The 26,222-nt window shown below is 46.6% G+C and carries 25 protein-coding genes, 1 other RNA gene and 2 other annotated features (1 of these 28 cut by a window edge); of the genes, 2 read left to right on the forward strand and 24 right to left on the reverse strand.

The annotated features are described in order from the left end of the window. Positions 1-4: 4 nt before the first annotated feature. From yhbY to L7D49_RS14865, 4 genes are read right to left on the reverse strand one after another with little or no spacing between them, the layout of a single operon-like run. Positions 5-292 (reverse strand): ribosome assembly RNA-binding protein YhbY, encoded by a 288-nt coding sequence (gene yhbY / locus L7D49_RS14850; RefSeq protein WP_238082193.1) that lies wholly within the window; start codon positions 290-292, stop codon positions 5-7. Next, complete coding sequence (gene aroE / locus L7D49_RS14855) at positions 292-1,119, reverse strand: shikimate dehydrogenase (protein WP_238082195.1); 828 nt, start codon at positions 1,117-1,119, stop codon at positions 292-294. The genes yhbY and aroE overlap by 1 nt, the downstream gene beginning before the upstream one ends. A gap of 10 nt (positions 1,120-1,129) precedes the next feature. Continuing rightward, positions 1,130-2,236, reverse strand: a complete 1,107-nt coding sequence (gene yqeH / locus L7D49_RS14860) for a ribosome biogenesis GTPase YqeH (protein WP_238082791.1) — start codon at positions 2,234-2,236, stop codon at positions 1,130-1,132. Further along, positions 2,233-2,808 (reverse strand): YqeG family HAD IIIA-type phosphatase, encoded by a 576-nt coding sequence (locus L7D49_RS14865; protein ID WP_238082793.1) that lies wholly within the window; start codon positions 2,806-2,808, stop codon positions 2,233-2,235. Before L7D49_RS14865 ends, yqeH begins: the two co-directional genes overlap by 4 nt. Positions 2,809-2,911: 103 nt before the next feature. On the opposite strand from L7D49_RS14865, the gene sigK reads away from it, so the two are divergent. Then, positions 2,912-3,613 carry an RNA polymerase sporulation sigma factor SigK gene (gene sigK, locus L7D49_RS14870; RefSeq protein WP_238082197.1) on the forward strand — a complete coding sequence of 234 codons (702 nt, stop codon included), beginning with the start codon at positions 2,912-2,914 and terminating at the stop codon, positions 3,611-3,613. 292 nt (positions 3,614-3,905) lie between these two features. On the opposite strand, the gene mtnN is transcribed toward sigK, so the two are convergent. From mtnN to cymR, 15 genes are all read right to left on the reverse strand, one after another. Beyond that, entirely contained in the window at positions 3,906-4,598 is a 693-nt protein-coding gene (gene mtnN / locus L7D49_RS14875; RefSeq protein WP_238082199.1) for a 5'-methylthioadenosine/S-adenosylhomocysteine nucleosidase, read from the reverse strand. A 14-nt stretch (positions 4,599-4,612) separates the two neighbouring features. After that, positions 4,613-5,335 carry a YrrS family protein gene (locus L7D49_RS14880; RefSeq protein WP_238082201.1) on the reverse strand — a complete coding sequence of 241 codons (723 nt, stop codon included), beginning with the start codon at positions 5,333-5,335 and terminating at the stop codon, positions 4,613-4,615. A gap of 291 nt (positions 5,336-5,626) precedes the next feature. Continuing rightward, positions 5,627-6,103 (reverse strand): transcription elongation factor GreA, encoded by a 477-nt coding sequence (greA, locus tag L7D49_RS14885; RefSeq protein WP_238082203.1) that lies wholly within the window; start codon positions 6,101-6,103, stop codon positions 5,627-5,629. A 102-nt stretch (positions 6,104-6,205) separates the two neighbouring features. Further along, positions 6,206-6,844, reverse strand: a complete 639-nt coding sequence (udk, locus tag L7D49_RS14890) for a uridine kinase (protein ID WP_238082205.1) — start codon at positions 6,842-6,844, stop codon at positions 6,206-6,208. Positions 6,845-6,872: 28 nt separating this feature from the next. After that, complete coding sequence (locus L7D49_RS14895; RefSeq protein WP_238082207.1) at positions 6,873-7,523, reverse strand: O-methyltransferase; 651 nt, start codon at positions 7,521-7,523, stop codon at positions 6,873-6,875. A gap of 15 nt (positions 7,524-7,538) precedes the next feature. Continuing rightward, complete coding sequence (gene mltG / locus L7D49_RS14900) at positions 7,539-8,675, reverse strand: endolytic transglycosylase MltG (RefSeq protein ID WP_238082209.1); 1,137 nt, start codon at positions 8,673-8,675, stop codon at positions 7,539-7,541. Positions 8,676-8,789: 114 nt separating this feature from the next. Further along, positions 8,790-9,083 (reverse strand): DUF1292 domain-containing protein, encoded by a 294-nt coding sequence (locus L7D49_RS14905; protein ID WP_238082211.1) that lies wholly within the window; start codon positions 9,081-9,083, stop codon positions 8,790-8,792. Positions 9,084-9,092: 9 nt separating this feature from the next. Next, the gene (ruvX, locus tag L7D49_RS14910; RefSeq protein WP_238082213.1) at positions 9,093-9,512 is read right to left on the reverse strand and encodes a Holliday junction resolvase RuvX; all 420 of its coding nucleotides are present in this window, start codon (positions 9,510-9,512) and stop codon (positions 9,093-9,095) included. Continuing rightward, entirely contained in the window at positions 9,509-9,781 is a 273-nt protein-coding gene (locus L7D49_RS14915; RefSeq protein WP_184210327.1) for an IreB family regulatory phosphoprotein, read from the reverse strand. Before L7D49_RS14915 ends, ruvX begins: the two co-directional genes overlap by 4 nt. Positions 9,782-9,909: 128 nt before the next feature. Further along, positions 9,910-12,546 (reverse strand): alanine--tRNA ligase, encoded by a 2,637-nt coding sequence (gene alaS, locus L7D49_RS14920; RefSeq protein WP_238082215.1) that lies wholly within the window; start codon positions 12,544-12,546, stop codon positions 9,910-9,912. Between the two features lie 62 nt (positions 12,547-12,608). Next, positions 12,609-12,816, reverse strand: a binding site (T-box leader). 37 nt (positions 12,817-12,853) lie between these two features. Beyond that, on the reverse strand, positions 12,854-15,370 hold the full coding sequence (recD2, locus tag L7D49_RS14925) for an SF1B family DNA helicase RecD2 (RefSeq protein ID WP_238082217.1): 2,517 nt from the start codon (positions 15,368-15,370) through the stop codon (positions 12,854-12,856). Positions 15,371-15,398: 28 nt separating this feature from the next. Further along, positions 15,399-16,064, reverse strand: a complete 666-nt coding sequence (locus L7D49_RS14930) for a tetratricopeptide repeat protein (protein WP_238082219.1) — start codon at positions 16,062-16,064, stop codon at positions 15,399-15,401. A gap of 13 nt (positions 16,065-16,077) precedes the next feature. Beyond that, positions 16,078-17,199 carry a tRNA 2-thiouridine(34) synthase MnmA gene (mnmA, locus tag L7D49_RS14935; protein WP_238082221.1) on the reverse strand — a complete coding sequence of 374 codons (1,122 nt, stop codon included), beginning with the start codon at positions 17,197-17,199 and terminating at the stop codon, positions 16,078-16,080. Positions 17,200-17,222: 23 nt separating this feature from the next. Beyond that, positions 17,223-18,365 carry a cysteine desulfurase family protein gene (locus L7D49_RS14940; RefSeq protein ID WP_238082223.1) on the reverse strand — a complete coding sequence of 381 codons (1,143 nt, stop codon included), beginning with the start codon at positions 18,363-18,365 and terminating at the stop codon, positions 17,223-17,225. A gap of 14 nt (positions 18,366-18,379) precedes the next feature. After that, positions 18,380-18,799, reverse strand: coding sequence for a cysteine metabolism transcriptional regulator CymR (gene cymR, locus L7D49_RS14945; protein ID WP_238082795.1), 420 nt, complete (start codon positions 18,797-18,799; stop codon positions 18,380-18,382). 131 nt (positions 18,800-18,930) lie between these two features. Here cymR and L7D49_RS14950 point away from each other — a divergent pair, with 131 nt between their 5' ends. Further along, positions 18,931-20,214 (forward strand): replication-associated recombination protein A, encoded by a 1,284-nt coding sequence (locus L7D49_RS14950; protein WP_238082225.1) that lies wholly within the window; start codon positions 18,931-18,933, stop codon positions 20,212-20,214. Between the two features lie 429 nt (positions 20,215-20,643). On the opposite strand, the gene L7D49_RS14955 is transcribed toward L7D49_RS14950, so the two are convergent. From L7D49_RS14955 to hisS, 5 genes are all read right to left on the reverse strand, one after another. After that, entirely contained in the window at positions 20,644-21,549 is a 906-nt protein-coding gene (locus L7D49_RS14955) for a chemotaxis protein (RefSeq protein WP_238082227.1), read from the reverse strand. Positions 21,550-21,798: 249 nt separating this feature from the next. Continuing rightward, positions 21,799-22,560 (reverse strand): tRNA threonylcarbamoyladenosine dehydratase, encoded by a 762-nt coding sequence (locus L7D49_RS14960; RefSeq protein WP_238082229.1) that lies wholly within the window; start codon positions 22,558-22,560, stop codon positions 21,799-21,801. A gap of 83 nt (positions 22,561-22,643) precedes the next feature. Next, positions 22,644-22,825, reverse strand: a non-coding RNA gene (gene ssrS, locus L7D49_RS14965) — 6S RNA. Between the two features lie 77 nt (positions 22,826-22,902). Continuing rightward, on the reverse strand, positions 22,903-24,669 hold the full coding sequence (aspS, locus tag L7D49_RS14970; RefSeq protein ID WP_238082232.1) for an aspartate--tRNA ligase: 1,767 nt from the start codon (positions 24,667-24,669) through the stop codon (positions 22,903-22,905). A 15-nt stretch (positions 24,670-24,684) separates the two neighbouring features. Next, the gene (gene hisS, locus L7D49_RS14975) at positions 24,685-25,956 is read right to left on the reverse strand and encodes a histidine--tRNA ligase (protein WP_238082234.1); all 1,272 of its coding nucleotides are present in this window, start codon (positions 25,954-25,956) and stop codon (positions 24,685-24,687) included. A 68-nt stretch (positions 25,957-26,024) separates the two neighbouring features. Beyond that, positions 26,025-26,222 (reverse strand) — a binding site (T-box leader) (it continues 35 nt past the right edge of the window).

Genomic DNA, 26,222 nt, shown 5'->3' on the forward strand with positions numbered 1-26,222 from the left:
CTCCTTACGGAAGCTCGATCCGTTTCTTTTCTTTTGATTCCTTATAGAGGACTAAGATTTTACCGATAATCTGTACAACCTCGATGCCAGCCGCCTCAATTTTTTCTGCAACCTCGTTCTTATCTTCTTCACAGTTTTGCAGAATGCTCACTTTAATTAGTTCTCTTGCTTCTAGTGCCTCTTCAATCTGTTTAATGATTGCATCCGTCAATCCACCTTTTCCAATTTGAAAAATTGGCTGTAAGTGGTGTGCCTCACTGCGAAGATAGCTTTTTTGTTTTCCAGTTAACATCATATTCCTCCGAGCTTTTTAGTAATAATATCAATCATTTGCTTCGTATCAGGCTGAACTCCCGTCCATGACTGAAAAGAACGCGCCCCTTGATGAACGAACATGCCAACCCCATTCATTGTATGCCCGCCCGCTTCACGGGACAGTTTCAAAAATTCCGTTTCCAACGGGTTATAAATAATATCACAGACAATGGTGCCTGCTTGGATTTCTGAAGGATCAATCGGAGCGCCGCCTGCCGAGAAGTTCATTCCAACGGAAGTCGTTTGAATAACAAGACCGAACCGAGCCAGCTGCTTTTCTGCTTCTTCTATCGAAATGGCTTCAGCATGCAATTCCCCCGCCAGGCGTTCCGCTTTATCAAGCGTGCGGTTCGCACAGGAAATCGGCCCATACCCTTCGGATACAAGTGCGTAACCGATGCCTCTTGCTGCACCACCAGCCCCGATCAATAATACGTTTTTCTCTTTCCCTGAATTACCGAACTGTTCCTCTAAGGAACGGACAAAACCGATACCGTCCGTATTCATCCCAAACAGCGAACCATCTTCCATAACCTTTACCGTATTGACCGCATTCATTTGTCTTGCAAAAGGATCGATTTCATCAAGATGCTCGATAATTGCACTCTTATGGGGCACTGTTACATTCCAACCACTACAGCCGAGTTCCCTCAAGCCTTCCACCGCTTGTCCTAAACGGTCACTTGTTACATGAACTGGTATATAAGCTGCATCAATTCCATTGTCAGAGAACCATCGTCCATGCATCTCTGGAGACATGGACTGGGCAATCGGATCTCCAATAACCGCAAACCACTTTTTCATATGAATCCTCCTATATGAGCGACGGCCGTAATTCAACATTGACACCACGAGGTGCATGAACCGCGATTTTTACGTCAGGATGTTGAATTGTAATCCAACCAAGGCCGGAAATGACAATGTCAGTCTTCGGTTTCTTAATGGAAAACTCATGCCGCACTAGAGGTGGCAATGCATCGATCGATTCCTCAGTCGGAGGTGAAAGCAGTCCGCCGAGATGGTCAGCAAATAACTGATCCGCATTTTCAAGTTTGGTCCGGTGAATCGGAAGGCTGTTTGACACATGGACCGTAAAGGAGGAACGGTCGCCACTGATGAAATCAAAGCGTGCCAAACCGCCGATATACAGTGTCTGCTCAGCATTTAATTGAAAGACTTTCGGTTTTAGTTCCTTTTTCGGCGTGATCGCCTTTAAATCATTCGGCCCTAGATAATGCGCCATCTGGTGGTCATTAATAATGCCCGGTGTATCGTATATTGCTTTGCCGTCGTCCAGCGGAATCTCGACAAGGTCCAAAGTCGTGCCCGGAAAATGAGAAGTCGTAATGACATCACCCATGCCTGTTGCATTTTTGATGATCCTGTTAATAAAAGTGGATTTTCCGACATTCGTACAGCCTACAACATATACATCCTTGCCACCTCGAATTTCTTCGATGGCAGCGAGCGCCTCTTCCATGCCTGTCCCTTTATATGCGGAAACGAGTAAAATCTCAGCAGGCTTCAGCCCAAGTTTTCTCGATTCCTCACGCATCCAGTTCTTCAGCTTGCCCTCTTTCACCGACTTAGGGAGGACATCTGATTTATTGCCGACCAATATGATATCCTTATTGCCGACAAACCGATGTAGCCCCGGAATCCAGCTACCATTGAAATCAAAAATATCGACCACTTTCACTACGATGCCATCCTTTTGGCCAATCCCGTTTAAAATGGCCAAAAAATCATCGCCTGATAGCGAAACTGGTTGCAGTTCATTGTAATTCCGCAATCTGAAGCATCGCTGACATAATACTGTCTCTTTTTCCAATGAAGCCGGCGGTGTATAGCCATCCCCTTTTGGATTTTCCGTCTGGATCGGTACACCGCATCCTATACATACTAATTGTTCCAAGCTTATTCCTCCCAATCCAGCATTCCACGCCGCTTAAGGCCCTTCATAATCCGCCTCTCGACTTTCCGGTTAAATCTTGTCACGAAGCCATCTGACTTTGCGACTGGTATAACAAGAATCGTACGGACGCCAAAACGATTTCCTCCCAGTATATCCGTCAACAGCTGGTCTCCTATCATGACGACTTCTTCCTTTGGCAGGCCCATTAGGCGAAGCGCCTTGCTGAACCCTTTGCCTAACGGTTTTTTCGCCTCAAAAATAAAAGGAATACCAGCAGGCTGACAGAATGTGCTGACCCGAGGCTCATGATTATTTGATACAACAACCACTTTCAGTCCTGCATCCCGCATCATTTTCATCCATTCAATGACTTCTGGAGTCGCTTCTGGACGGTCCCATTCGACTAAGGTATTATCCAAGTCCGTCATGATTCCTTTAATGCCCTGTGCTATTAATGTGTCCGGCCTAATCTGATATATGTCTTTCACATATTCTCCCGGTAAAAATTGTTTGTACAAAAAATATCCACTCCATCTGACGATTTCAAAATGATTATAACATATCCATCCTTTTTGCATGCGTCTCATCTTCCCCACCAGCCGGGTGAATCGTTCATGTCTACAGTGCTATCAGTCGACCTGTTCGCATATGCTGTCATACAAAGACACAGGAGGTGGACCGATGAGCGGATTCGTCATGGCGCTTGTCCAACTGTGGCTTGAAATTCCGGCAGTAGTCGGATATATCCGTGGGCAGGCATTCCGTCGTCCGCTGTCTAAAGCGGAGGAAGCCGAGTGCTTACAACGTCTTGCAGAAGGAGACGAAAGCGCTCGGGATGAACTGATCGAGAGAAACATGCGCCTCGTTGCACACGTCGTAAAAAAATTCCATCCAAAACACGAACAACTGGACGACTACATTTCCATTGGAACCATCGGACTCATGAAGGCGGTCAACAGTTTCACACCGGACCGAAAGACAAAACTGGCTACGTACGCGGCCCGATGCATTGAAAATGAAATACTGATGTTCTTGCGCACGCAAAAGAAGGTTCAAAAGGATGTTTCCCTTTTTGATCCGATCGGCACAGACAAAGACGGCCAATCCTTGCAAATTGCCGATCTGCTTCAAACGGATGATGAAGCCCCAATTGAAACAGTGGAACAACAGGAACAAAGGGATCGTCTTTATCGGCATCTCGGCAAGCTTGACAGCCGGGAACTTGAAATTATCCAGAGGCGATACGGACTGCTCGATGATCAACCGATGACCCAAAAAGAAATCGCCGAACAATTGAACATTTCGAGAAGCTACGTTTCAAGAATTGAGAAACGTGCGATCGTGAAACTATACCAGTTATTCAAACATGAATATAATGAATAAACTGCACAACATCCTACACTACATCCTGCACCGTGAAACGAGAGGAAAAGGCGTTCCAACCGCGTGTTCAATCCGCGAAAGGAACGCCTTTTTCCTATTGCAAATCCAGACATCATATGTTTTCTCCGTCTTGCAGTGGGCAGCTGGATCACGCAATCAGTCTGTGCTGACTTCACGCATAATAACAACTGCAATGACCGCTGTTGCAACGAAAGCTCCAGTCATCAAGAAAAACATAAGAAAATCACTCCTCGCTTGTACAGGTTCTTCACTCCATCATACCATACCCGTCTTACAATTTCGATATCGCTTTCCGAACAATTTCCGACGAATGTTTGGCAGCCGTCGGTAAAAATTCATCAAACGAAATGGATGATTCTTTTCCTGCAATATCCGAGAGTGCACGAATAACAACGAACGGCATATTGAACTGATGGCAAACTTGCGCAACAGCCGCCGCTTCCATTTCTGCAGCAATCATGCTCGGGAACGCTTCCCTCACTTGTTCCACTCGTGCCGGATCACTCATGAACACGTCGCCTGATGCGATAAGCCCGATTGCATACGTATGTCCGCCCACTTCCACGACCGCCTCTTTGGCAATCGCAGCTAGTTTTTCATCCGACATAAAAGCGGCCGGCATGCCAGGGACTTGACCTATTTCATAGCCGAAAGCCGTGGCATCGACATCATGGTGTCGAACTTCATCCGAAATGACAACACTGCCCACGTCCAGCGTTTCGGAAAAACCGCCTGCCGAACCAGTATTAATGACGACATCCGGCTGATGCAGCTGAATCAGCAATGTAGTGGCAATAGCAGCATTCACCTTACCTATGCCGCTTTTGACAAGCACGACGTCCTTCCCATCGAGCTTTCCTTCAATAAATTCACAATTCGCTACAGCGGCTGATGTTTTGGAAGTCATTGCTTCCCGCAGAATTTCCACTTCCTGCTCCATCGCTCCGATGATTGCTATTTTCATGCCATTCCCTCCACTCAGTAGTCAAAATCCAATGTGCTTAACTTATCCATTTTAACAGGTTGCCAGCCTTGTCCGTCAACCCATTCAAGATAAACTCTGTACATTTGGGATTTATCGCGAGTAGAAACGATGCCGATCGACTTTTGTGGTCCGCCGCCGTTTTTGATTTTCCAAAAAATCATGGAATCCTCCGAAAGGCCAGTTGCATAAGCAAGTGCTTTCTTTTTCTCATTCCAGTCGACTGATTCTCCGTCATACGATGACACATGTTCTCCGCTTTGTGCCGTACCGATTGGTGCCCAAGATTCGTTGACAACTGTTTCTGTCACTACTTTCTCATCGGTCGGTGTCACGGAGACAAGTTCCCCTTCTGCCGCTTCGTCTGTCACATTCGTTTCCTGATCAGATTCTGTCTGTCCATCGGTATCTGATGTGTCATTGCCAGATTCCGTTTCGCCAGCCGTATCATTTTCATCCACACTGTTCTGCTCGGAACCATCTTCCGGCTGTTCTTCTTCCATGCCAGAATCCTCGGACTCCTCTCCAGATGCTCCGCTCGTCTCAACGGTTTCTGGATCCTTTTCCTTCGTTTCATCCTTGCCCCCTATGATGATAGAGGCTCCTACTATGATAATGAGTACAACAACAAGGCCAATTAAGCCATTTAATATCAAATTGGATCGACTTTTATTCCGTTTGCGATTCACCCTTGAAAAATTGGGATCTTGATTTGGCATAAAATCCTCCCCTTTCCTTCTCAAAAGGATACTACTCTATTTGACTCTTTTTCAATCGAATAGGTTTCATTTAATTAAATTTCAATGATTGCAACAGCTCCGAAACACTTTCCAGAAAGCTTCAGTAAGAAATGCATTGCCCGGAAGTATTGATATACTGGAAAGATGAAGATAATTGCCTGGTGCAAACAACCCTATCCACTCGAACAAGGCTAGGCCTTTCAATTAGAAAGAGCGATGGGACGTGTATCAAATGTCTCATCGCTCTTCCATTAAGCTTTAGCAAGCTGATTATTTAATTTCTACAATCGTGACGGACATTTCTCCGCCTGGCGTCATGATTTTAACTTCGTCGCCTTTCTTTTTGCCGATCAGGCCTTTCGCAATTGGCGAGTCGTTCGAGATAAGACCTTCAATAGGATTCGCTTCAGCAGAGCCGACAATGGTATACGTTTCTTCATCGCCATCTGGCAATTCCTTGAATGTAACCGTTTTCCCAATCTGTACTTCGTCATTGTTCAATTCATCTTCTGTGATGATTACCGCATTGCGGATCATTGATTCCAAAGTCGAAATTTTACCTTCCACGAATGCTTGGTCTTCTTTAGCTGAATCGTATTCGGAGTTTTCAGATAGGTCGCCATAACTACGGGCAATCTTAATCCGCTCCACTACTTCTTTACGTTTTACAGTTTTCAAGTATTCTAATTCTTCTTCCAGCTTCTTTTTACCTGATACTGTCATTGGGTATTTTTTTTCAGAAACCATTTCACAACACTCCTCATAATCCTGTTCATAAAAACACTATGCCGCTCCTACGAGAGGTATGCGACATAGGATTCGTTTCTATTGAATTCTGAACCCATCATATTACAATTTCGTTCCAGATTCAAGAATTGTTTTTATTTTCGTCACCATTAGGTCAATGGCAACTTCGTTATGCCCGCCTTCCGGAATGATAATATCCGCATACCTTTTGGTCGGTTCAATGAATTGATTGTGCATGGGCCGTACAACGGTCAAATACTGATCGATGACGGAATCGATCGTTCTTCCCCGTTCCTGAATATCCCGCATAAGCCTCCGGATGATCCGCAAGTCGGCATCCGTGTCGACAAACAGCTTAATATCCATCAATTCCCGGAGCCTTGGATCTTCTAGCACTAGAATACCTTCCAGGATGATGACATCCTTTGGCGAAATTTCTATCGTTTCATTTGAACGGGTATGGAGCGCATAATCATACACCGGCTTGGATATAGATGTCCGCTCTAACAGCATTCCGACATGTTCGATCAAAAGATCGGTATCGAATGCGAGAGGATGGTCGTAATTGGTCTTCAATCTCTCCTCGAATTCCAAATGCGACTGGTCCTTATAATAATAATCCTGTTCAATAACGACGACAGAATGTTCCTTGAATACATTGTAAATGCGGTTGGTAACGCTCGTCTTGCCGGACCCTGAACCACCGGCGATTCCGATGACAAGGGGTTTTGTTCCGCTCATGCATGTTCCTCCTTTGTCAGGAATGTTATTATTTTTTTATTGCAATTAAAATGCCATCTCCGACCGGCAGAAGCGTCGTTTCGTAGTCCGGATGGGACATGATCCATTTAGTGAATTCCTTCAAGTTTCGGATCATTGTCCGATTCCGTTTTGGCAGCTCCTCATCAGGTGTCAACACTGCTCCATGCATGAACATATTATCACAATAGATGATGCCGCCCGGCTTTACAAATTCCGCGTATTTTTCAAAGAACCTTTTATACTGACCCTTTGCCGCGTCAATGAAAAGCGCGTCATATTTCAAGTCCGGCAGTTTGTCATCTTCCAAGAGGAGTGCGTCCCCTTCAATAATGCGGATATGGTCCGAAACTATGCTCCGTTGGATGAAGTCGACTGCCATACGGTAGCGATCAGCGTCCCGTTCAATCGTCGTAATAGATGTTCCCCGCAAAGCCATGGCCATCCGGATCGCGGAATAACCGATCGCACTTCCGATTTCCAAAATGGCATTCGGACGCTGAATGCGCAGCAGGCCGATAAATGTATCAATCCCGCTGCGATCCATGATCGGCACATTCTGCTCGCGGGCGAGGCTTTCCATTTCCGAGATTAACGGATCTTCCGCGTCGCATAAATCTGCAATGTATTGATTATAGTCGCTCATGCTTTCCACTTCCATTCATACGACTTTCCTTTATTCTCCAGACAAATATTGAGCCCGTTTCTGTAAATGCTCGTCATATGTCTTGGAAAAATGGTTGGTTCCTTCTTTATCAGCAAGGAAATAAAGATAGTCTGTCTCTGCCGGTTCCACGACTGCTTCGATAGAGGATTTTCCTGCTCCAGCAATCGGCCCTGGCGGCAAACCTTGGTTTTGATACGTATTATATGGATCCTGCACTTCCAAGTCGGAATAGAGGACACGGTCTTTATGCACCCCTAGCGAATACAGAACAGTTGGATCGGTCTGCAATGGCATTTTGGCATCCAAACGATTGTAAAAGACACTCGCAATCGTTTCCCTGTCCGCCTTCGCAGTCGCTTCTTTCTCAAGTAATGAAGCGAAGGTTAACAGCCAATGGACGGATTTATCACTGGATTCCAAGTAGCCATAATACGGTGTGATGGCTGCTGATGTCGCGTCCAACATGCTCGTAACGATTGTTTCCAGTGATGGCTTTTCCTCATAGAAAGGATAGGTCGCCGGGAACAAATAGCCTTCAAGCGGATGCTTGATTTGCTCGCCACGAATTTCTTCCGTCAATAAGTTTGGATATTTGCCCATGAAGTATTCAATCGTTTTCTCATCATCGATATACGCCATGAATTCTTTCTCGGATATGCCGGTCTTTTTCTCGACAATTTTACCGATTTGATCTAACGTCAAGCCTTCTGGAACCGTCATCGTAAACACAGGCTCGCGGTACACTTTACCTGTTTTCAAGCTTTGAATCAACTCATCGAGTGTCATGGCTTTCGTCAAACCATATGTGCCTGCCTGGAATTGCGATTCGTTCTTGAACTTCGCGTAATACTTGAAAACACGGGCATCTTTAATAATCCCGTTCTCTTCTAATTTTTTGGATATTGTATTTAATCCGGAACCGATTGGCACTTCCACTTCGATTACCTTTTCCGAATCAGGATCGACAGGCTGCAGTGAATCCACTATGTACTTGTATACCGCCCGTCCTCCAATCAGTCCGACCAATAAAACGATCAAAGCGATGGCGAATACGATGCGCCTTACAATTTTCACTTCTTTTTTCTGCTCTCTCATCCGGTCGAGCATGATGTCCTTTTTCGATTCCTTCTTTGACTCATTTCCCATCCAGAACGTCACCTCTTTCCTGTACGAATACTCGTTGCCAAGACGTTGAAGCCGACTCCGTTAAACGCATGAAAAACGGAATGGTCTGCACCATTCCGTCCCGTGCACATATAATTATTCTTCGTCTTCCTCCGCAAGAAACGTATTCAACATTTCTTCGATCATATCCCATTCTTCATCCGTTTCGATTGGCATCAATTCGCCATCTTCATCATTTTCCGAAGGGATGAAAGCAGACGCATGGATTTCTATTTCTTCATCATCATCGATGTCCTCATTCTCACCCAAGATATGATAGAGCACATACGATTTTCCGAAATCTTCCGAGTCGAATGTGAAAATAACTTCACATACGTGCTCTTCTCCGTGCTCATCTACGATTGTCATTGTTTCTTGTCCATGTTCCATTCCATCACCTCATCTATTTTTTGAATCAAGATACCCTTGAAGTATCATGACCGCCGCCATCTTGTCGATGACGTCTTTCCTTTTTTTCCTGCTGACGTCTGCATCGATCAACATCCGTTCCGCAGCCATTGTAGTCAATCTTTCATCCCACAGGACAACAGGCAAGCCAAATTCCTCTTTCAGCAATTCTGCATACTTTTCGGAAGCTTCCCCTCGCGGGCCTACTGAATTGTTCATATTTTTTGGATAGCCGACTACGAAAGCGTCGACATCGTATTCAGTGACAAGCTTTTTGATTCTTTCCACACCAAATTGGCCGGCGTTTTCATCGATTTTAACTGTCTCGATGCCTTGGGCTGTCCATCCAAGAGCATCACTGATGGCCACTCCGACCGTTTTGGATCCGACGTCCAAACCCATCGTCCTCAAATTGGGCGCCCTCCGTTTTCCCGGATATAAAATTTCACAAGTTCTTCGAGAATTTCATCGCGCTCCAACTTACGGATCAAATTCCTTGCTTCGTCGTGGCGAGGAATGTAAGCCGGGTCGCCTGAAAGAAGGTAGCCGACAATTTGATTGATAGGATTGTACCCTTTGTCGTCCAGCGCCTTGTGCACACGGAGCATGACTTGTTTCACTTCCTGCTCCATCGATTCCTCAGGGAAGTTGAATTTCATCGTCTTGTCGTATGAATCCATAATCGACACCCCGCTTTCCATTCATCCGTTACTAAAAATCGGATAAGTTTCCTTTATCCATTATACATGACATGCCTTTTCCGAATCAATCGCGTCCTTCGGCGATTGACCCGGAAATGCATAATCGATCAGTTGACGGATTTGACATAATCATACACGGATTGAAGGGCTTCATCAAGTTTAGAAGCATCCTTCGCACCCGCCATCGCCATATCTGGACGTCCGCCGCCTTTTCCTCCGCATAATGAAGCTACATGATTGACGATTTTGCCGGCATGTAAGTTCCCAGATTTCAAATCGTCTGTTACACCTGCAGCAAGCATAACTTTGCCGTCCGAAGCGCCACCAAGAACGATAACTCCTTTAACGACTTTTTGTTTCAATTCATCAATCATCTGGCGCAAGCCGTTATTGTCTTTCACATCAACTCGTGCGGAAATGACCGTGACATCATCGATTTGTTCTGCGTTTGCCAGAATATCAGTCAGCTGGCTGTTGCCAAGCTTCGCAGCCAATGATTCATTCTCGCGTTGCAATTCTTTCAGATCGGCCAAAGTTGCGCCGACTTTAGTAACGATGTCCTTCGGATTTGATTTCAGCAAAGCTGACGCATTTGTAAGTAAAGCCTCTTCCGCTTTGAATGAAACATAAGCGTTTTTACCTGTTAAAGCTTCAATTCTGCGCGTACCTGCTCCGATACCGCCTTCCGACTCGATTTTAAACAGACCGATTTCAGCCGTTGTTGACACGTGGCAGCCGCCGCAAAGTTCAAGTGAATAGTTTCCGACCGATACGACGCGGACGATATCGCCATATTTTTCTCCGAAAAGAGCCATGGCGCCCATCTGCTTGGCTTCATCAATCGACTTTTGAGAAATATCGACGTTGATATCTTCCCAGATTTTTTCATTCACTTTCCGTTCGATCGTTTCCAGCTCCTCTTTCGTTATTTGCCCGAAATGAGAGAAGTCAAACCGAAGACGATCCGGACCGACATAAGATCCGGCTTGGTTAACATGTTCACCGAGCACTTCTTTCAGCGCTTTGTGAAGCAAATGCGTTGCCGTATGGTTTTTAATTGTCAGCTTACGGTCTTCTTCGTTGACCGTTGCCTTGGCAGCTGCTCCTGCCTGCACTTCGCCTGAACGGACTGTTGCTGTGTGCAAATGTTGTCCGTTCGGCGCTTTTTGTACGTCCTTCACATCGACAATGAACAGATCGTTGGAAAGAGTCCCTTTATCAGCAATTTGTCCACCGCTTTCCGCATAAAACGGCGTGCGGTCGAGAATGAACTGGATCTCTTGCCCTTCGGAAGCATGTTCCACAAGGCTGCCTTCTTGCAGCAGCGCAACAATTGTTGCATCACTTTCAAGCTGGCCATATCCAATGAATTCGCTTTTCTCATGGATATTCCCAAGAACCTCTGACTGTACATGCATGCTGTCCACATCCTGGCGGGCAGCACGGGCACGGTTCCGTTGATTTTCCATTTCCTGATCAAAACCGGCACGGTCAACAGAGACTCCTGCTTCTTCTACATACTCCTCTGTCAATTCAAACGGGAAGCCGTACGTGTCATACAGTTTAAACGCATCCACACCGGAAACGACCGGATGATCGGATGTTTTCGCCTTTTCAATAATGCCTGATAGGATCGAGAGTCCTTCGTTCAATGTTTCGTGGAAGCGCACTTCCTCGTTTTTAATAACCTTCATGATAAACTCTTGTTTTTCCTTCACTTGCGGATAGAAGTCTTCCATGATTTCTCCTACAACTGGGACGAGTTCATACATGAACGGCTTTTGGATTCCTAATTGTTTTGCATAACGGACTGCCCGGCGCAATAAACGGCGAAGGACATAGCCACGCCCTTCATTGGAAGGAAGCGCTCCGTCGCCAATTGCAAAAGCAACTGTACGAATATGGTCCGCAATGACTTTGAACGCTGTATCTTTCACAGCATCGGAACCATATGCTTCGCCAGACACCTTCTCAACGGAATGGATGATCGGCATAAACAGATCGGTATCAAAGTTGGTCGGAACGTCTTGAATGACAGATGCCATCCGTTCCAAGCCCATGCCGGTATCAATGTTTTTCTTTGGAAGCGGCGTGTACGTATGATCCGGATTATGGTTGAATTCTGAAAAGACCAAATTCCAGATCTCCAAATATCTTTCGTTTTCTCCACCAGGGTACAGTTCAGGATCGGAGAAATCGTCGCCATAGGATGGACCGCGATCATAAAAGATTTCGGAGTTTGGACCGCTTGGGCCTTCACCGATGTCCCAGAAGTTTCCTTCCAGACGAATGATCCGCTCTTCCGGAATGCCGATTTTGTCTTTCCAGATCATATACGCCTCTTCATCCTCCGGGTGAACTGTAACAGAAAGCAAATCCGGATTAAAGCCGATCCACTTGTCGTCCGTCAGGAATTCCCATGCACGGACAATCGCTTCTTCTTTGAAGTAATCTCCGATAGAGAAGTTGCCAAGCATTTCGAAGAACGTGTGGTGACGTGCCGTCTTTCCGACGTTCTCAATATCATTTGTCCGAATTGATTTTTGAGCGTTTACAATCCGTGGATTGTCAGGAATTACCCGTCCATCGAAGTATTTCTTTAACGTAGCAACTCCACTGTTGATCCAAAGCAAAGAAGGATCATCAATTGGAACGAGGGGAGCGGATGGCTCTTCACTATGTCCATGCTCTTTAAAGTAATCCAAAAACATTTTACGAATTTGCGCAGCTGTCAATTTTTTCATCTTACTAACCTCCATTCAATTTTTCCGAAAGGTACGCCGAAAAATAAAAAAACTCCGCCCCTCAAAGGGACGAAGTGAATTTTCGCGGTACCACCCTAATTTACCGAATAGAAAATATCCGGTATCTCAGAAGCCTTAACGTGGCAAACGGCAATGATTAGTTGCACTCCAGAGTAGCGTTCCGACATATTCGCCATGAGAACCTTTTCAGCCACGAGGTTCCTCTCTTTTCAAGCGATATAAGCGTACTGTCTCCTTCAACGCATTACGTATGATACTCGAATTATAGGGAATTATTGTTGGCCTGTCAATCCGTGGCCTCCATAAAGTTATAAGGCGTCAATCCTTGCATGCCAATCATCGGATCAATTGACAGGACATTGTCCCTCGTCAATTGCATATTGTCCGGACTCTCTGCCCTTACCTCTTCCTGCCTGTTTCCGTCTGTCGGCTCTGTTGCAGGTTCTTTCCCCTCGTGAGCAGGCAAGGACTCTTCAGCCTTTTCTACAGTTGCATCCGCTGCAAGAGATTCTTCCGGTATGTCCTCACCTGCCGGCAGTTCGCCAAGCTGAAGCCGCTGTTTGAGGGTCGTCTGGCGTGCCAGTTCGTCCGTCCTGCTAATTCCTTCCCTGAATTCCGCCGGTTCTCCGCAAAGTATCAAGAAATTTTTAGCACGGGTAATTCCGGTGTAAAGCAAGTTGCGCCGCAGCATTTTCCGGTAACTTCTGACGACTGGCATAATGACAGTCGGGAATTCGCTGCCCTGTGACTTATGGATGGAACAGCAATAAGCCAATGTAATTTGATTCAAATCGTTTCGTTCGTATGTGACTTCTATGCCGTCGTACGAGACGACGAGCATTTCTTTCTTGTCGACCGTTTCCTTCGCCTTCAAGATTGCAATGACTTCTCCCATATCCCCGTTGAATACATTGCTTTCCGGTTGATTGACAAGCTGAAGCACTTTGTCCCCGATCCGGTAGATCATATCCCCAAATACGACTTCTTTCCGATCGGGACCTGGCGGATTGACCATCTCTTGGATCATTTTATTCAAGCCATCAATGCCAGCTGTACCTTTATACATTGGCGCAAGCACCTGGATGTCTTTAATGGAATGGCCCTTTGCTAATGCATTCTTCAGCACTTGCTCCACGACATTCATGATCTGATCCCCATTCGAGCGGATAAACGAACGGTCTGATGTCTTTTTGATTAGATTGTCATCCCATTCAGAACGCTTGATCATGTGAGCCATTTCAATAATCGTGGAACCCGCGCTTTGCCGGTAGATTTCTTTCAATTCAACGACCGGAATTTTTCCGGACTCCAGCATATCCTTCAAGACTTGTCCCGGTCCTACAGGCGGCAGCTGATCCTGGTCACCTACAAACAAGATTTGGATATCATCGTCCAGCGCTTTCAGCAACTGATGAGCAAGCCATGTATCGACCATCGACATCTCGTCAATAATCAACAGCCTGCCTTCGACTTCCCTGCCTTCCGCTTCATCTTTTTCCTGTCCAGTGAAGCCGAGAAGACGATGGATAGTCATCGCTGGAAGTCCAGTCGATTCGGACATCCGTTTTGCCGCCCGTCCTGTTGGGGCTGCCAATACAATCGGAAAAGGTTCCTGCTTTTTGGCATATTCCTTCGGATCTAGGGAAAGTCCGTGCAGTTCCGCATACACTTCGACAAGTCCCCTAATGACTGTCGTTTTTCCGGTACCAGGACCGCCTGTCAAAATCATGACAGACGAATGAAGGGCCGTTTGTATAGCAGCTGCCTGAGTTTCGGCATACGTCACGCCGAGCCGTTCCTCCGCTTCCCCGATCGCCTTCCTAACTTCGGAAGCAGGAAACGCATCCGCTTTCTCGCTTTCCAACAACCGGTCTAGTTTCGAGGCAATGCCAAGCTCAGAAAAGTAGAGGGAAGGGATGTACAGTTTGCGTTCCTCGGCGCATAGCTTGGATTCTTCCACCAACTCAATGATTGACTGGGAAATGCGGTCAAAAGGAATCTCCTCCGGCTGACTTACTTCCAGCATGCGCTTGACTTCGGGCAAGACATCATTTGCGAGCAAATAAACATGGCCCGCTGATTGGACCGCTTGATTCATATAGTGCAAAATAGCCGCTTTCACACGGGACGGATGCTGCCCGGTCATGCCAAGCTGCCTGCCGAGCTCATCCGCCCGCTGAAAGCCGATTCCTTCTATTTCTTCAATGAGACGATACGGATTTTCAGTTAATCGCTCAATCGATTCCTCGCGATATGTTTGGTAAATCCGCATGGCGAGTTGGGGGCCGAACCCCCACTCATTCAGCTGGACGATTGTCCTCTCGAGACCTAAGTTCTGCTGAAGCACGGAAGTTAGCGTTTCTTTCCGTTCATCCGATAGCTTCGGTATAGCGTCGAGCACAGAGGGATTTTCCACTATTTTTCGAATGGCGTCTTTTCCAAGCGTCTTAACAATCGTATCCGCAGTCTTTCTGCCAATGCCCGGAAAGAGATCCCCCGACAGATAATGAACAAGACCATCCTCCGTCTCAGGCATCTCCTTCGAAAAGGTCATGACATCGAACTGCTCGCCGTATGTATTGTGTTTGACAAGCCGTCCTGTGAAGCGGTATTCCTCATTTTCCGTCAGCTGTGGAAAGTTCCCTTTGATCACAATCTCTTTGTCACCATACCCACAATTCGTCTTGCTGATTTTCAGCTTGGCTATCGTAAACAGATTGGTGGGATTATGGAAGATCGTAACGACCGGACGTCCGACCAAAAAAACTTCCTCTTTCCTATCGTTGTCGAATAACTCTTCCATATTCATTCACCGCCTTACCTGTAATCTATTACTTATCAGCTTCGCCTTGCTTGATCATGTCATAAATATATTTCGATTGGACATGGTCTGGCTCGATCGTGAAGGCACGTTCCAAATGATAAAGTGCATCTTCCTTCTGATCGGTCGACACCGCATAAACCATCCCTAAATTATAATGTGCATCTGGATGTTCGGGATCTTTCTCGACCAATTCACGCAGCACTTTTTCGGCTTCCTTAAATAATTCCAATTTAGCTAGAAGAATTCCGTACGAAAGCTGAATTTCCAAATCTTCTGGAGCGAGTTCAAGAGCACGCTGCATATAAGGCAGCGCCAACTTTTCATTGCCTCCCTGCTCCAGGCTTTTGCCGAGCATGAAATAGGCGTCCGCCTGCTCCATGCCGCTCCGCACTGCCTTTTCATACAATTTGGCCGCTTCTTCAAAACGCCCATTATTGTAATAAAGATTGGCGAGCCCATAATAGGCTGTGACCGCCTCCTCGTCCAGCGTTAATGCTTTTTGGAAAAAACGCTCCGCCCGTTCCACATCGCCGACAGCTGTGAAGACATTTCCTAAATTGATATAGCCAACTGGATTGTCAGGCTCCTGCTCAGCTGCCTTCACAAATGCTTCAATTGCTTTCTCATATTCACCTTGCTGTAAGGATTGAATTCCTATTTCGTTATATTCCATCGTTTACCTTCCCTTATCCGACATAATCCAGTTCTTTTCCGTCCTTGACCACCGTGTCGATTGTTCCGCCGCCAAGACATTCCTCACCGTCATAAAAAACAACGGCTTGACCCGGCGTAATTGCTCTGACCGGGACATCGAACACAACGTTTGCCCGGTCTCCTTCCAGGAGTTCAACCTTCACTTTTGTGTCCGGCTGACGGTAACGGAATTTGGCTGTACATTCGAACGTTTGCGGCATTTTTCGAGCAGTTGTGAAGCTGATATTTACCGCAGTCAAGCTATCCGAATACAATGCATCGTTATGAAAGCCTTGGCCAACGAGAAGAACATTATTTTTTAAGTCTTTCCCTAGAACGAACCACGGATCGCCCGCTCCTCCGATACCAAGACCGTGGCGCTGGCCGATTGTATAATACATGAGCCCGTCATGCTTGCCGACGGTCTCCCCTTCCATCGTTTTCATATCTCCGGGCTGTGCCGGCAAATACTGGCCGAGAAACTCTTTAAAATTCCGTTCGCCAATGAAACAGATTCCTGTGGAGTCTTTCTTCTTAGCAGTCGTCAAACCAGCCCGTTCTGCTATTTGGCGTACTTCACTCTTATCTAGATTGCCGATTGGGAACATGACTTTACGCAATTGTTCCTGAGTCAGCTGATTGAGGAAATACGTCTGGTCCTTGTTATTATCCTTGCCTCGCAGCATCGCAACGCCATCTTCCGTTTCCACGACTTGCGCATAGTGGCCAGTCGCCAGAAAATCCGCTCCCAGGCTCATCGCATGATCAAGAAATGCTTTAAATTTGATTTCTTTATTGCACATGACATCTGGATTTGGCGTTCGGCCTGCTTTGTACTCTTCAAGGAAATAAGTGAATACTTTATCCCAATACTGCTTCTCAAAATTTACTGCGTAATAGGGTATGCCGATTTCATTGCAGACACTAATGACATCCTCATAATCTTCTGTCGCTGTACATACCCCGAACTCATCTGTGTCATCCCAGTTTTTCATGAAGATGCCGATGACATCATAGCCTTGTTCTTTCAGCAACAGCGCGGCTACTGATGAGTCGACGCCGCCAGACATGCCGACGACGACACGTGTATTTTCTACTGCTTTTGTAGTTCTCATATATCGTTTCATCCTTTATCTTTTCAATTCACGAGACGTTGTATAACCCGAGCCACCCTTTCGGCCGCATCTGCGACCTTCTCTTCATCCAAACCATAGCCGAAACTGAAACGGACCGAATTTCGCAATTTTGGAGATTCTTTTCCGCAAATTGCTGTGAGTACATGGGAAGGATCCAATGAGCCTGCTGTACAAGCCGAACCGCTTGAGACAGCCACACCTTCCATATCCAAATTGACGAGCAATGATTCGATATCCGTACCCGGGAAACTGATATTTACAATATGGGGCAGTCTTTCAGTATTTCCTGCATTCACCTCATAAGCAATGGAATGCTTGTCCAGAACAGAGAGAAGTGTGGAGACATACATTTCATATGCCTGACGGTTCGCCTCCATGCCAGCTTGTGCAAGTTCCACAGCTTTTGCAAACCCAGCCATCGCCGTCACATTTTCCGTGCCGGCCCTGCGTTTTCGTTCCTGCTCTCCTCCAAATAGAAGAGGCGTTGTATTCATGCCTTTTCGCTGATAAAGTAAACCGATCCCTTTCGGACCATTTAGTTTATGTGCAGAGGCGGATAGCAAATCGACGCCTAATTCATTCACATCAATCGGCAGAATGCCGAATGCCTGCACTGCGTCCGTATGGAAAGCCGCCTGATGGTCTTTAAGAAGCGTTCCGATTTCACGGATTGGCTGGATTGTTCCAACTTCATTGTTGCCGAGCATGATTGTTACGAGTATCGTCCGATCGGTCAGTGCTTGTTCCACTTGCCAAGCCTGGACACGGCCGTCTTCATCCACTGGAAGATAGGTCACGTCATAGCCTTGTTTCTCAAGCATCTGGCATGTATGAAGAACGGCATGATGCTCGATATTCGTTGTAATAATATGATTTCCTTTTTCCTTCATGGCGGTTGCGGTTCCGACAATTGCAATATTATCAGCCTCCGTGCCGCCGGATGTAAAGATGATCTCTACTGGGTCCGCGTGAATGGCCCGGGCAATCGTTTTTCTGGCATCATCGACTACTTTTCTGGCCGTCCGACCATAGTGGTGAATGCTAGATGGATTTCCGAAGACCGTGTTCATCGTATCCATATACGTCTTCGCCACTTTAGGATGGATAGGCGTTGTGGCCGCATGGTCAAGATAGATTGTATCCATTTGAAAAACTCCTTTTAAATGTAAAACATATACCCTTCAGGTTCTGGCGCTCTATCCGAGTCAATTAAATCTTCAATCGTTGTCGTATCGAGGACGCCCCGGATCGCCTCGCCGATGCGATGCCATAATTCCTGCTGCGGCACATCATCCTCATCCATATCCTCAATGAGTTGAATTGGGCCTTCTAATACGCGGATGACATCCCCCGCAGTAATTTCATTTGGCGCTTTTGCCAATTTATAACCGCCATATGCTCCCCGGACGCTTTTCACTACACCGCTATTCCGCAAAGGCGGAATTAACTGTTCCAAGTAGGCTTCAGATAGATTATGTTCTTCTGCTATTTTTCGTAAAGGCAATGGGCCTTCCCCATAGTTTCTGCCGAGTTCAACGACAATCGTCAATCCATATCGGCCTTTTGTAGATATTCTCATCGTATCCAACAGTCCTTTTTCTCGAATTGCTTCAAACATTATAGCATACAACAGGGCGCTCTTCCTCCATATGACTTCATTCAGAACCTCATGCTATAATAGAAGGAACAGATGTACGAGGAGTGATCGTTTTGCATAATGAACCGTTGGCGTATCGAATGCGCCCGCGAACGATAGATGAAATAGCCGGACAACAACATATTATCGGCGAGAAGACCTCGCTCTATCGGATGGTGAAAAACGGCCATGTCCCCTCGATGCTTTTATACGGTGAGCCGGGCATCGGAAAGACATCGTTAGCACATGCGATTGCCGGGACTAGCGAATTGCCGTTTATTGCCTTGAATGCGACCGTTTCAGGAAAGAAGGATGTGGAAGATGTCGTTGCGGAAGCGCGCATAACAGGAAAAGTGCTGTTATTCCTGGATGAAATTCATCGTTTCAATAAATTGCAGCAGGACACGTTGCTTCCCCACGTAGAAAGCGGCTCAATTGTACTTATCGGGGCAACGACGGAGAACCCTTTTCATGATGTGAACCCCGCCATCCGTTCAAGATGCGGAGAAATCCTTCAATTGAAACGGCTTGACGCCGCAGATCTGGAGAAATTATTGAACCGGGCGCTTCAAGATGAAGACCGGGGACTGGGCAAGATGAATATCTCGATCGAAGAAAGCCAAGTAAAGCGGATTGCCGAAGGGGTCAACGGAGATGCCCGTAAAGCACTGACAGTCTTGGAATCCGTCGTGTCCGCGAGTGATGAGGAAGATGGACAAGTCGTGATCGAAGATTGGCTGATTGATAATTTGATTGGCAGAATTGGCTTAGTTGGAGATAAAAAAGGTTCGCACCATTATAACTTGTTATCGGCTCTCCAAAAATCCGTCCGAGGCAGCGATGTCAATGCCGCAGTCTATTATTTGGCCCATCTCCTAGAAACGGGTGATCTCGTCGCCGTTTCCCGAAGGCTGCTCGTTATGGCTTATGAAGATATCGGCCTGGCAGATCCAAATGTCGGACCCCATGTGCTTGCCGCCACGGAAGCAGCCGTCCGGCTCGGCATGCCCGAAGCGAGGATTCCTCTATCGAATGCCGTCATCGAGATGTGCCTTGCGTCCAAATCGAATTCTGCCTACCTGGCAATCGACGCGGCGACGAAAGCGTTACACGAAGGCCAGACCGGTGATATCCCGCCTCATTTACGGGACGCACACTATGCGGGCGCTGCCGCACTGGGACATGTCGGCTACCAATACCCGCATGACCACCCGATTGGTTCCTTTGGCGGATGGGTCAACCAGCAGTACTTGCCGGATTCAATCGCTCATATGGAATTTTACAAACCCGTCATTGCAGGCGAAGAGAAAAGGATGGCCGGCATTTATGATAAGTTGAAAGAGTTTCGGAAGAAATGATGATTTGGTTATGATAGTTTATAGAGAAGCATTTTCTGTTTATAAGTGAACAGAAAATGCTTTTTTTATAAGGTTGGCTCTGACGTTTTCAATTTTAGTTGCAAGGGGATGAGCTCGGTAGTTCCGGTAGGCCGTTTGTAATCGTTTAAGCCAAACCTGTATGCGTGGCTGTTCTCGTTTATGGGCGGGTAAAAGACCGGTATGCGCGGCTGTTCTCGTTTATGCGCGGGTAACAGACCGGTATGCGCGACTGTTCTCGTTTATGCGCGGGTAACCAGCCGGTATGCGTGGAGGTCTCACTAGTATGCGCGGCTGCTCCTGTGCATGTGCGCGGGCACCGGTCAATCAAAAAACGCGAACAGACCGACTGTTGCTCGTCGTTCTGTTCGCGGCAGATTTATCTTAGGTTTGTCTATTGTTCCTTCGAAATTAAAGAATATGCTGATCCATCTTCAATACAAGTTCTGCGATTTCCGGTTTGCTTACTTGGTCATTCGCTCCTACGCTAATTCCCTTATGCTTTAATTCATCGGTGATCAGGGAAGAGAAAATGATGACGGGCAGCATGGCCAATTGATGGTTCTCTCGAATTCTGCGTGTGAAATGATGGCCATCCATTTGAGGCATCTCGATATCCGTAATGACTAGCTGAATGACATCGCCCACGTTTTTTCCGCCGGCTATGACACTTTCCAAATAAGCCAAGGCATCTTTGCCATTCTCAAAAAAATCGATATTGGCATAGCCCGCTTCCGTCAACGTATCATTCAATAATTTACGTAATAACGGCGAATCTTCCGCTACCAAAATCCGCTTATCGACCCGTTCCCGCTTGCCGAGCTTTTTCACTTCTTCGACTCGGATACCGCTGTCCGGGTTGATTTCCAAGACAATCTTTTCGAAGTCCAGCAATAAAAGCATATCATCGTTCCGTTTGATAACGCCGATGACTTGAGCCGCATCGCCTGAGTAGAGATCCGCAGGCTTTTCAATTTGGTTCCAGGACACTCTGTGGATTTGCGTCACTTCGTGAACATGAAAAACGACTTGCTGTTTATTGAAAGCCGCTACAATATATTTTCCTTCCTTCTTGCCGATTGTTTCCGGCAATCCCATTACCCGTTCCATACTAATGACCGGCAGGACATCCCCCCGCAATTGAATGATTCCTTCAATAGCCGGATGGGAGTGAGGAATTGGTGTGATCGGTGTCGGCATGATGATTTCCTTCACTTTAATTACATTTATGCCGTACCGGTTTTGGCCCATTTCAAATTCAACAATTTCCAACTCGTTCGTGCCGCTCTCTAGCAAAATCCCTTCATGTTGGCTCATTCTTTCTTCAACCCTCTCACCGTCTGATCAGTTGTCTGCCAGACTCGTACTCTATTTACCTCTTAGTATACATGGTTCCTATGTACCACGCCATAGGAAACGAATAAAATAAGCAAATTTATTCATTTTTAACCCTTACATTAATCGTAAGTTGGAGGGTATGTTTTCGACACATAGCAAAAAGGATCTCTCATTTTTCATTTCCTCAGAAAAAAACGGATCCTCGCAAGGGGGATCCGTTTTTCCTGACTAGCTATTCACCCGTTCGATCGGGATGTCCTTAATCATATCGTTAATGACCCAGCTGGCACATATGAGGCCTGCGGCAGACGGTACGAACGCGTTGGAGCTTGGCGGCATTTTTGCTTTTCGTATTTCGGCGTCCGGTTTCCCGACTTTATCGACTACATCTTCCCGGACGACAATCGGACTTTCATCAGAAAACACAACGGGAACGCCTTTTTTGATTCCCTCTTTGCGTAAACGAAGACGGATCACCTTGGCAATCGGATCGGTATGGGTTTTAGAAATATCAGCGATTTTGAATCGGGTTGGATCCAATTTATTCGCTGCTCCCATACTGGAAATGATCTTTACGCCTCGAGCGATACATTCCTTGATTAAATGGATTTTGTAACTGATCGTGTCGGAGGCATCTATGACATAATCAGGCGCGTGATTGAAAAATTCCTCATACGTCTCTTCGGTATAAAACATATGCAATGGAATGACTTCACATTCTTTGTTAATATCGGCGATGCGTTCTGTCATTACTTCCACTTTAGAACGGCCAATCGTTGAAAGTGTGGCGACCAGCTGACGATTTACATTTGTAATATCAACCACGTCTTTATCTACGAGGATAATGCGGCCAACTCCGCTGCGCGCGCAAGCTTCTGCAGCGAATGATCCCACTCCCCCGACTCCCAGAATGGCGACCGTCTTTCCTTTGATTCGCTCCAATCCCTCTTTGCCAATAGCCAGTTCATTTCTTGAAAATTGGTGTAACAAGATGAATCCTTCCTTCCTCTGCAGGCATAAAAGTAAAAACCCCCTCCGCACAAGGGCAAGAGGGGATCGATTATTCATTAGTGACGAATCCCGAATGTGCCGTCAAAGTGGAATCGTCTTGAACCCGCACTCAGCAGGTGGGTGCCCAATCCATACCATCTGACGTCCCTCTAAAGGGCGTGCCATCAAGCCTGGAATTTAGACTCCCTACGATAATTATGTTCGGTCAAAACTGATGTTCAAATGACGAACACTTCAGGATTCGTATTACCTGTATACTATCACACTTCTTAAAATCATTCAACGATTTTGCTTTTTTCAGTTAATACCAGTTTACAAGTTTTACGCGTTTTCTTTTTGTCTGATGCCAATCCCCAATTCGACCAGCTGCGCTTCATCCACCGGGCTTGGCGCGTCTGTGAGCAAGCAGCTTGCGCTTGCCGTTTTAGGGAACGCAATGGTATCGCGCAAGTTCGTGGAGCCTGACAACAACATGACGATCCGGTCCAGACCAAAAGCAATTCCTCCGTGAGGCGGTGTTCCGTAATCGAAGGCATCCAATAGGAATCCGAACTGCTCTCTCGCTTGTTCTTGACTGAAACCAAGAGCTTTGAACATCTTTTCTTGTACATCACGCTGGTAGATCCGCAACGAGCCTCCACCGAGCTCATATCCATTCAGCACCAGGTCATAGGCTTGCGCTTTCACGGATGCAGGATTCGATTCCAAACCTTGTACGTCCGCAGGCATTGTGAATGGATGGTGGGCTGCATAATAACGGCCATCTTCTTCGTCGTATTCAAATAGCGGCCATTCTGTAACCCATAGGAAATTGAATTTCGTTTCGTCAATCAATCCAAGATCCTTTCCTAATTTAGAACGGAGGGCTCCCAAGGCATCTGCGACGACATTTTTCTTATCTGCAACGAACAATAAGAGGTCTCCGTCTTCTGCAGAAGCCGCTTGAATTAATCCGCTTGCCGCTTCTCCTTCAAAGAATTTGGCAATCGGTCCTTTCAATCCTTCCGCATCCACTTTCAGCCAAGCCAATCCTTTTGCACCGTAGCGGGCCGCGAATTCGCCAAGCGCATCGATGTCTTTCCGTGAGAATTGATCTGCATTTCCTTTGACGTTAATCAACTTCACTTGGCCTCCGCCTTCAACAGCTGACGCAAACACTTTGAAGGAAGAATCCTTGACCAGCTCCGATACATCGGTCAATTCCATTTCAAAGCGTGTATCCGGCTTATCTGAACCATAACGGGCCATTGCCTCATCGTATGGCAGGCGCTTGAATGGCGTCTCAATGTCGATTCCTTTTACATCCTTCATTACTTTCTTCATCAGGCGTTCATTCAACTCGATAATGTCATCGATGGACATGAAACTCATTTCCATATCGATTTGCGTGAATTCCGGCTGACGGTCTGCACGAAGGTCTTCATCCCGGAAACAGCGGGCAATTTGGTAGTACCGGTCAAAACCGGAAACCATGAGCATTTGCTTGAATAATTGTGGTGATTGAGGCAGCGCATAAAACTCACCGTCATGTACACGGCTTGGCACGAGATAATCCCTTGCCCCTTCCGGTGTCGATTTGGTAAGAATCGGCGTTTCTACTTCAATAAACCCTTCTTCGTCCAGGAAGTTACGGACCGTTTTGGAAATATCCGAACGCATTTTGAATACATTTGCCAGCTGCGGGCGCCGTAAATCCAGATAACGGTGTTTCAACCGGACCTCTTCATTGACATCCGTCTCATCTTCAATAATAAAAGGTGGTGTTTTTGCTTCATTGATAATGACGACCTTTTCGGCCTGTACTTCAATGGCTCCCGTTTTCAATTTCGGATTTTTTTGGTTCTCTTCGCGTTCCACTACAGAACCGACCAATTCGACAACGAATTCATTGCGGAGCGTCTCAGCGATAGCGAGTGCTTCCTTTGAAATATCCGGATTAAAGACGACTTGGACAAGACCTGTCCGATCCCGCATATCTACGAAAATCAAACCGCCTAAATCACGTCTTTTTTGCACCCATCCTTGTAGTGTCACTGTTTGCCCGATTGTCTGCTCATTCAATTCTCCACAATAATGTGTCCGTCGCATATCCATCAACCTTCCTTATTTCAACAGTTCTTTTATCTTCCCGGCGATTGCCGTTGCTGCAACTTGTTCTTGTGTTCCGTCACCCATATTCTTCAATTGGACAACGCCCTGTGCCACTTCGTCCTCGGCAATAATGCAAACCAGCTTTGCTTCATAGCGATCGGCCGATTTCATTTGAGCTTTCATTTTACGATCCATGAAGTCCATATCGGCCTTCACTCCTTCGCTCCGCAATTGCTGGAGCAGCTGGAAGCCTTTGCGATGAGCCTCTTCGCCAAGTGTGACCACATAGACATCCAAGGATGGTTCATCTTCAAATGACTTATCTTCTGCATCCAATGCGAGCAAGAGACGTTCAATACTCATCGCAAACCCGATTCCCGGTGCATTTGGCCCGCCAATTTCCTCGGATAATCCGTTGTAACGGCCGCCACCGCAAAGTGTTGTGATGGCACCGAACCCTTTTGAAGTGCTCATGATCTCAAACGCTGTGTGGTTGTAGTAATCAAGCCCCCGGACGAGATTTGGATCGATTTCGTATTCAATTCCCGCATCTTCAAGGAATGATTGCACTTGGTTGAAATAGTGCTTTGAAGGCTCATTCAAATAGTCCGGCAAGGATGGAGCTGATGCCATCAGCGGGTGATCCCGGTCCACTTTACAGTCAAGAATACGGAGTGGATTCTTCTCAAGCCGTGACTGGCAGTCTTTACAGAACTCGCCGATGTGCGGCCGGAAGTGTGCTACCAGCGCTTCGCGATGTGCCGTTCTGGACTCCGCATCACCAAGTGAATTCAATACAAGTTTTAAATCGGACAATCCTGCCCGCTTATACACTTCCATCGCGAGCGAGATGACTTCTGCATCGATTGCCGGATCGTCACTTCCGATCGCTTCGACGCCAAATTGAACAAATTGCCGGTACCGGCCAGCTTGCTGCCGCTCATAACGGAACATCGGTCCGCTATAATAGAGCTTTACAGGCTGATCGGGATATCCGAACATCTTGTTTTCAACGAATGACCGAACGACAGGTGCCGTACCTTCTGGACGGAGAGTCATGGAACGATCTCCTCGGTCTGTGAATGTATACATTTCTTTTTGCACGATATCGGTAGTATCCCCAACCGTTCTTAAAAACAATTCCGTCTGCTCGAAAATAGGCGTCCGGATTTCTTTGTAACGGTACAGTTCGCAAATGTCACGCATAATTGCTTCTACGCGCTGCCATTTCCAGGATTGGGCAGGGAGGATATCCTGCGTTCCTCTTGGCACTTTAAAGTTCATGTGACTTCCCCTTTCTTTTCAACATTTTTTCATTTGTAAGCAATAAAAAAAGCCCTCATCCCTGTTAATGCAGGGACGAGAGCTTTTGAAGCTTCCGCGGTTCCACCCAAATTGACGCAAAAAGCGCCCACTCGTGTCCGGATAACGGCCGGTTCCGTCCACGCCTACTAAATGTCACTCTTTCGACGCAGAACCTCGATGGTGTTGTTCGTTTTAACTGGTCTGTAGGGTGGATTTCAGCCACGTCCGCCCCTCTCTTGTCAGCC

The organism is Sporosarcina cyprini, assembly GCF_022048975.1.
Classification (GTDB): domain Bacteria; phylum Bacillota; class Bacilli; order Bacillales_A; family Planococcaceae; genus Sporosarcina; species Sporosarcina cyprini.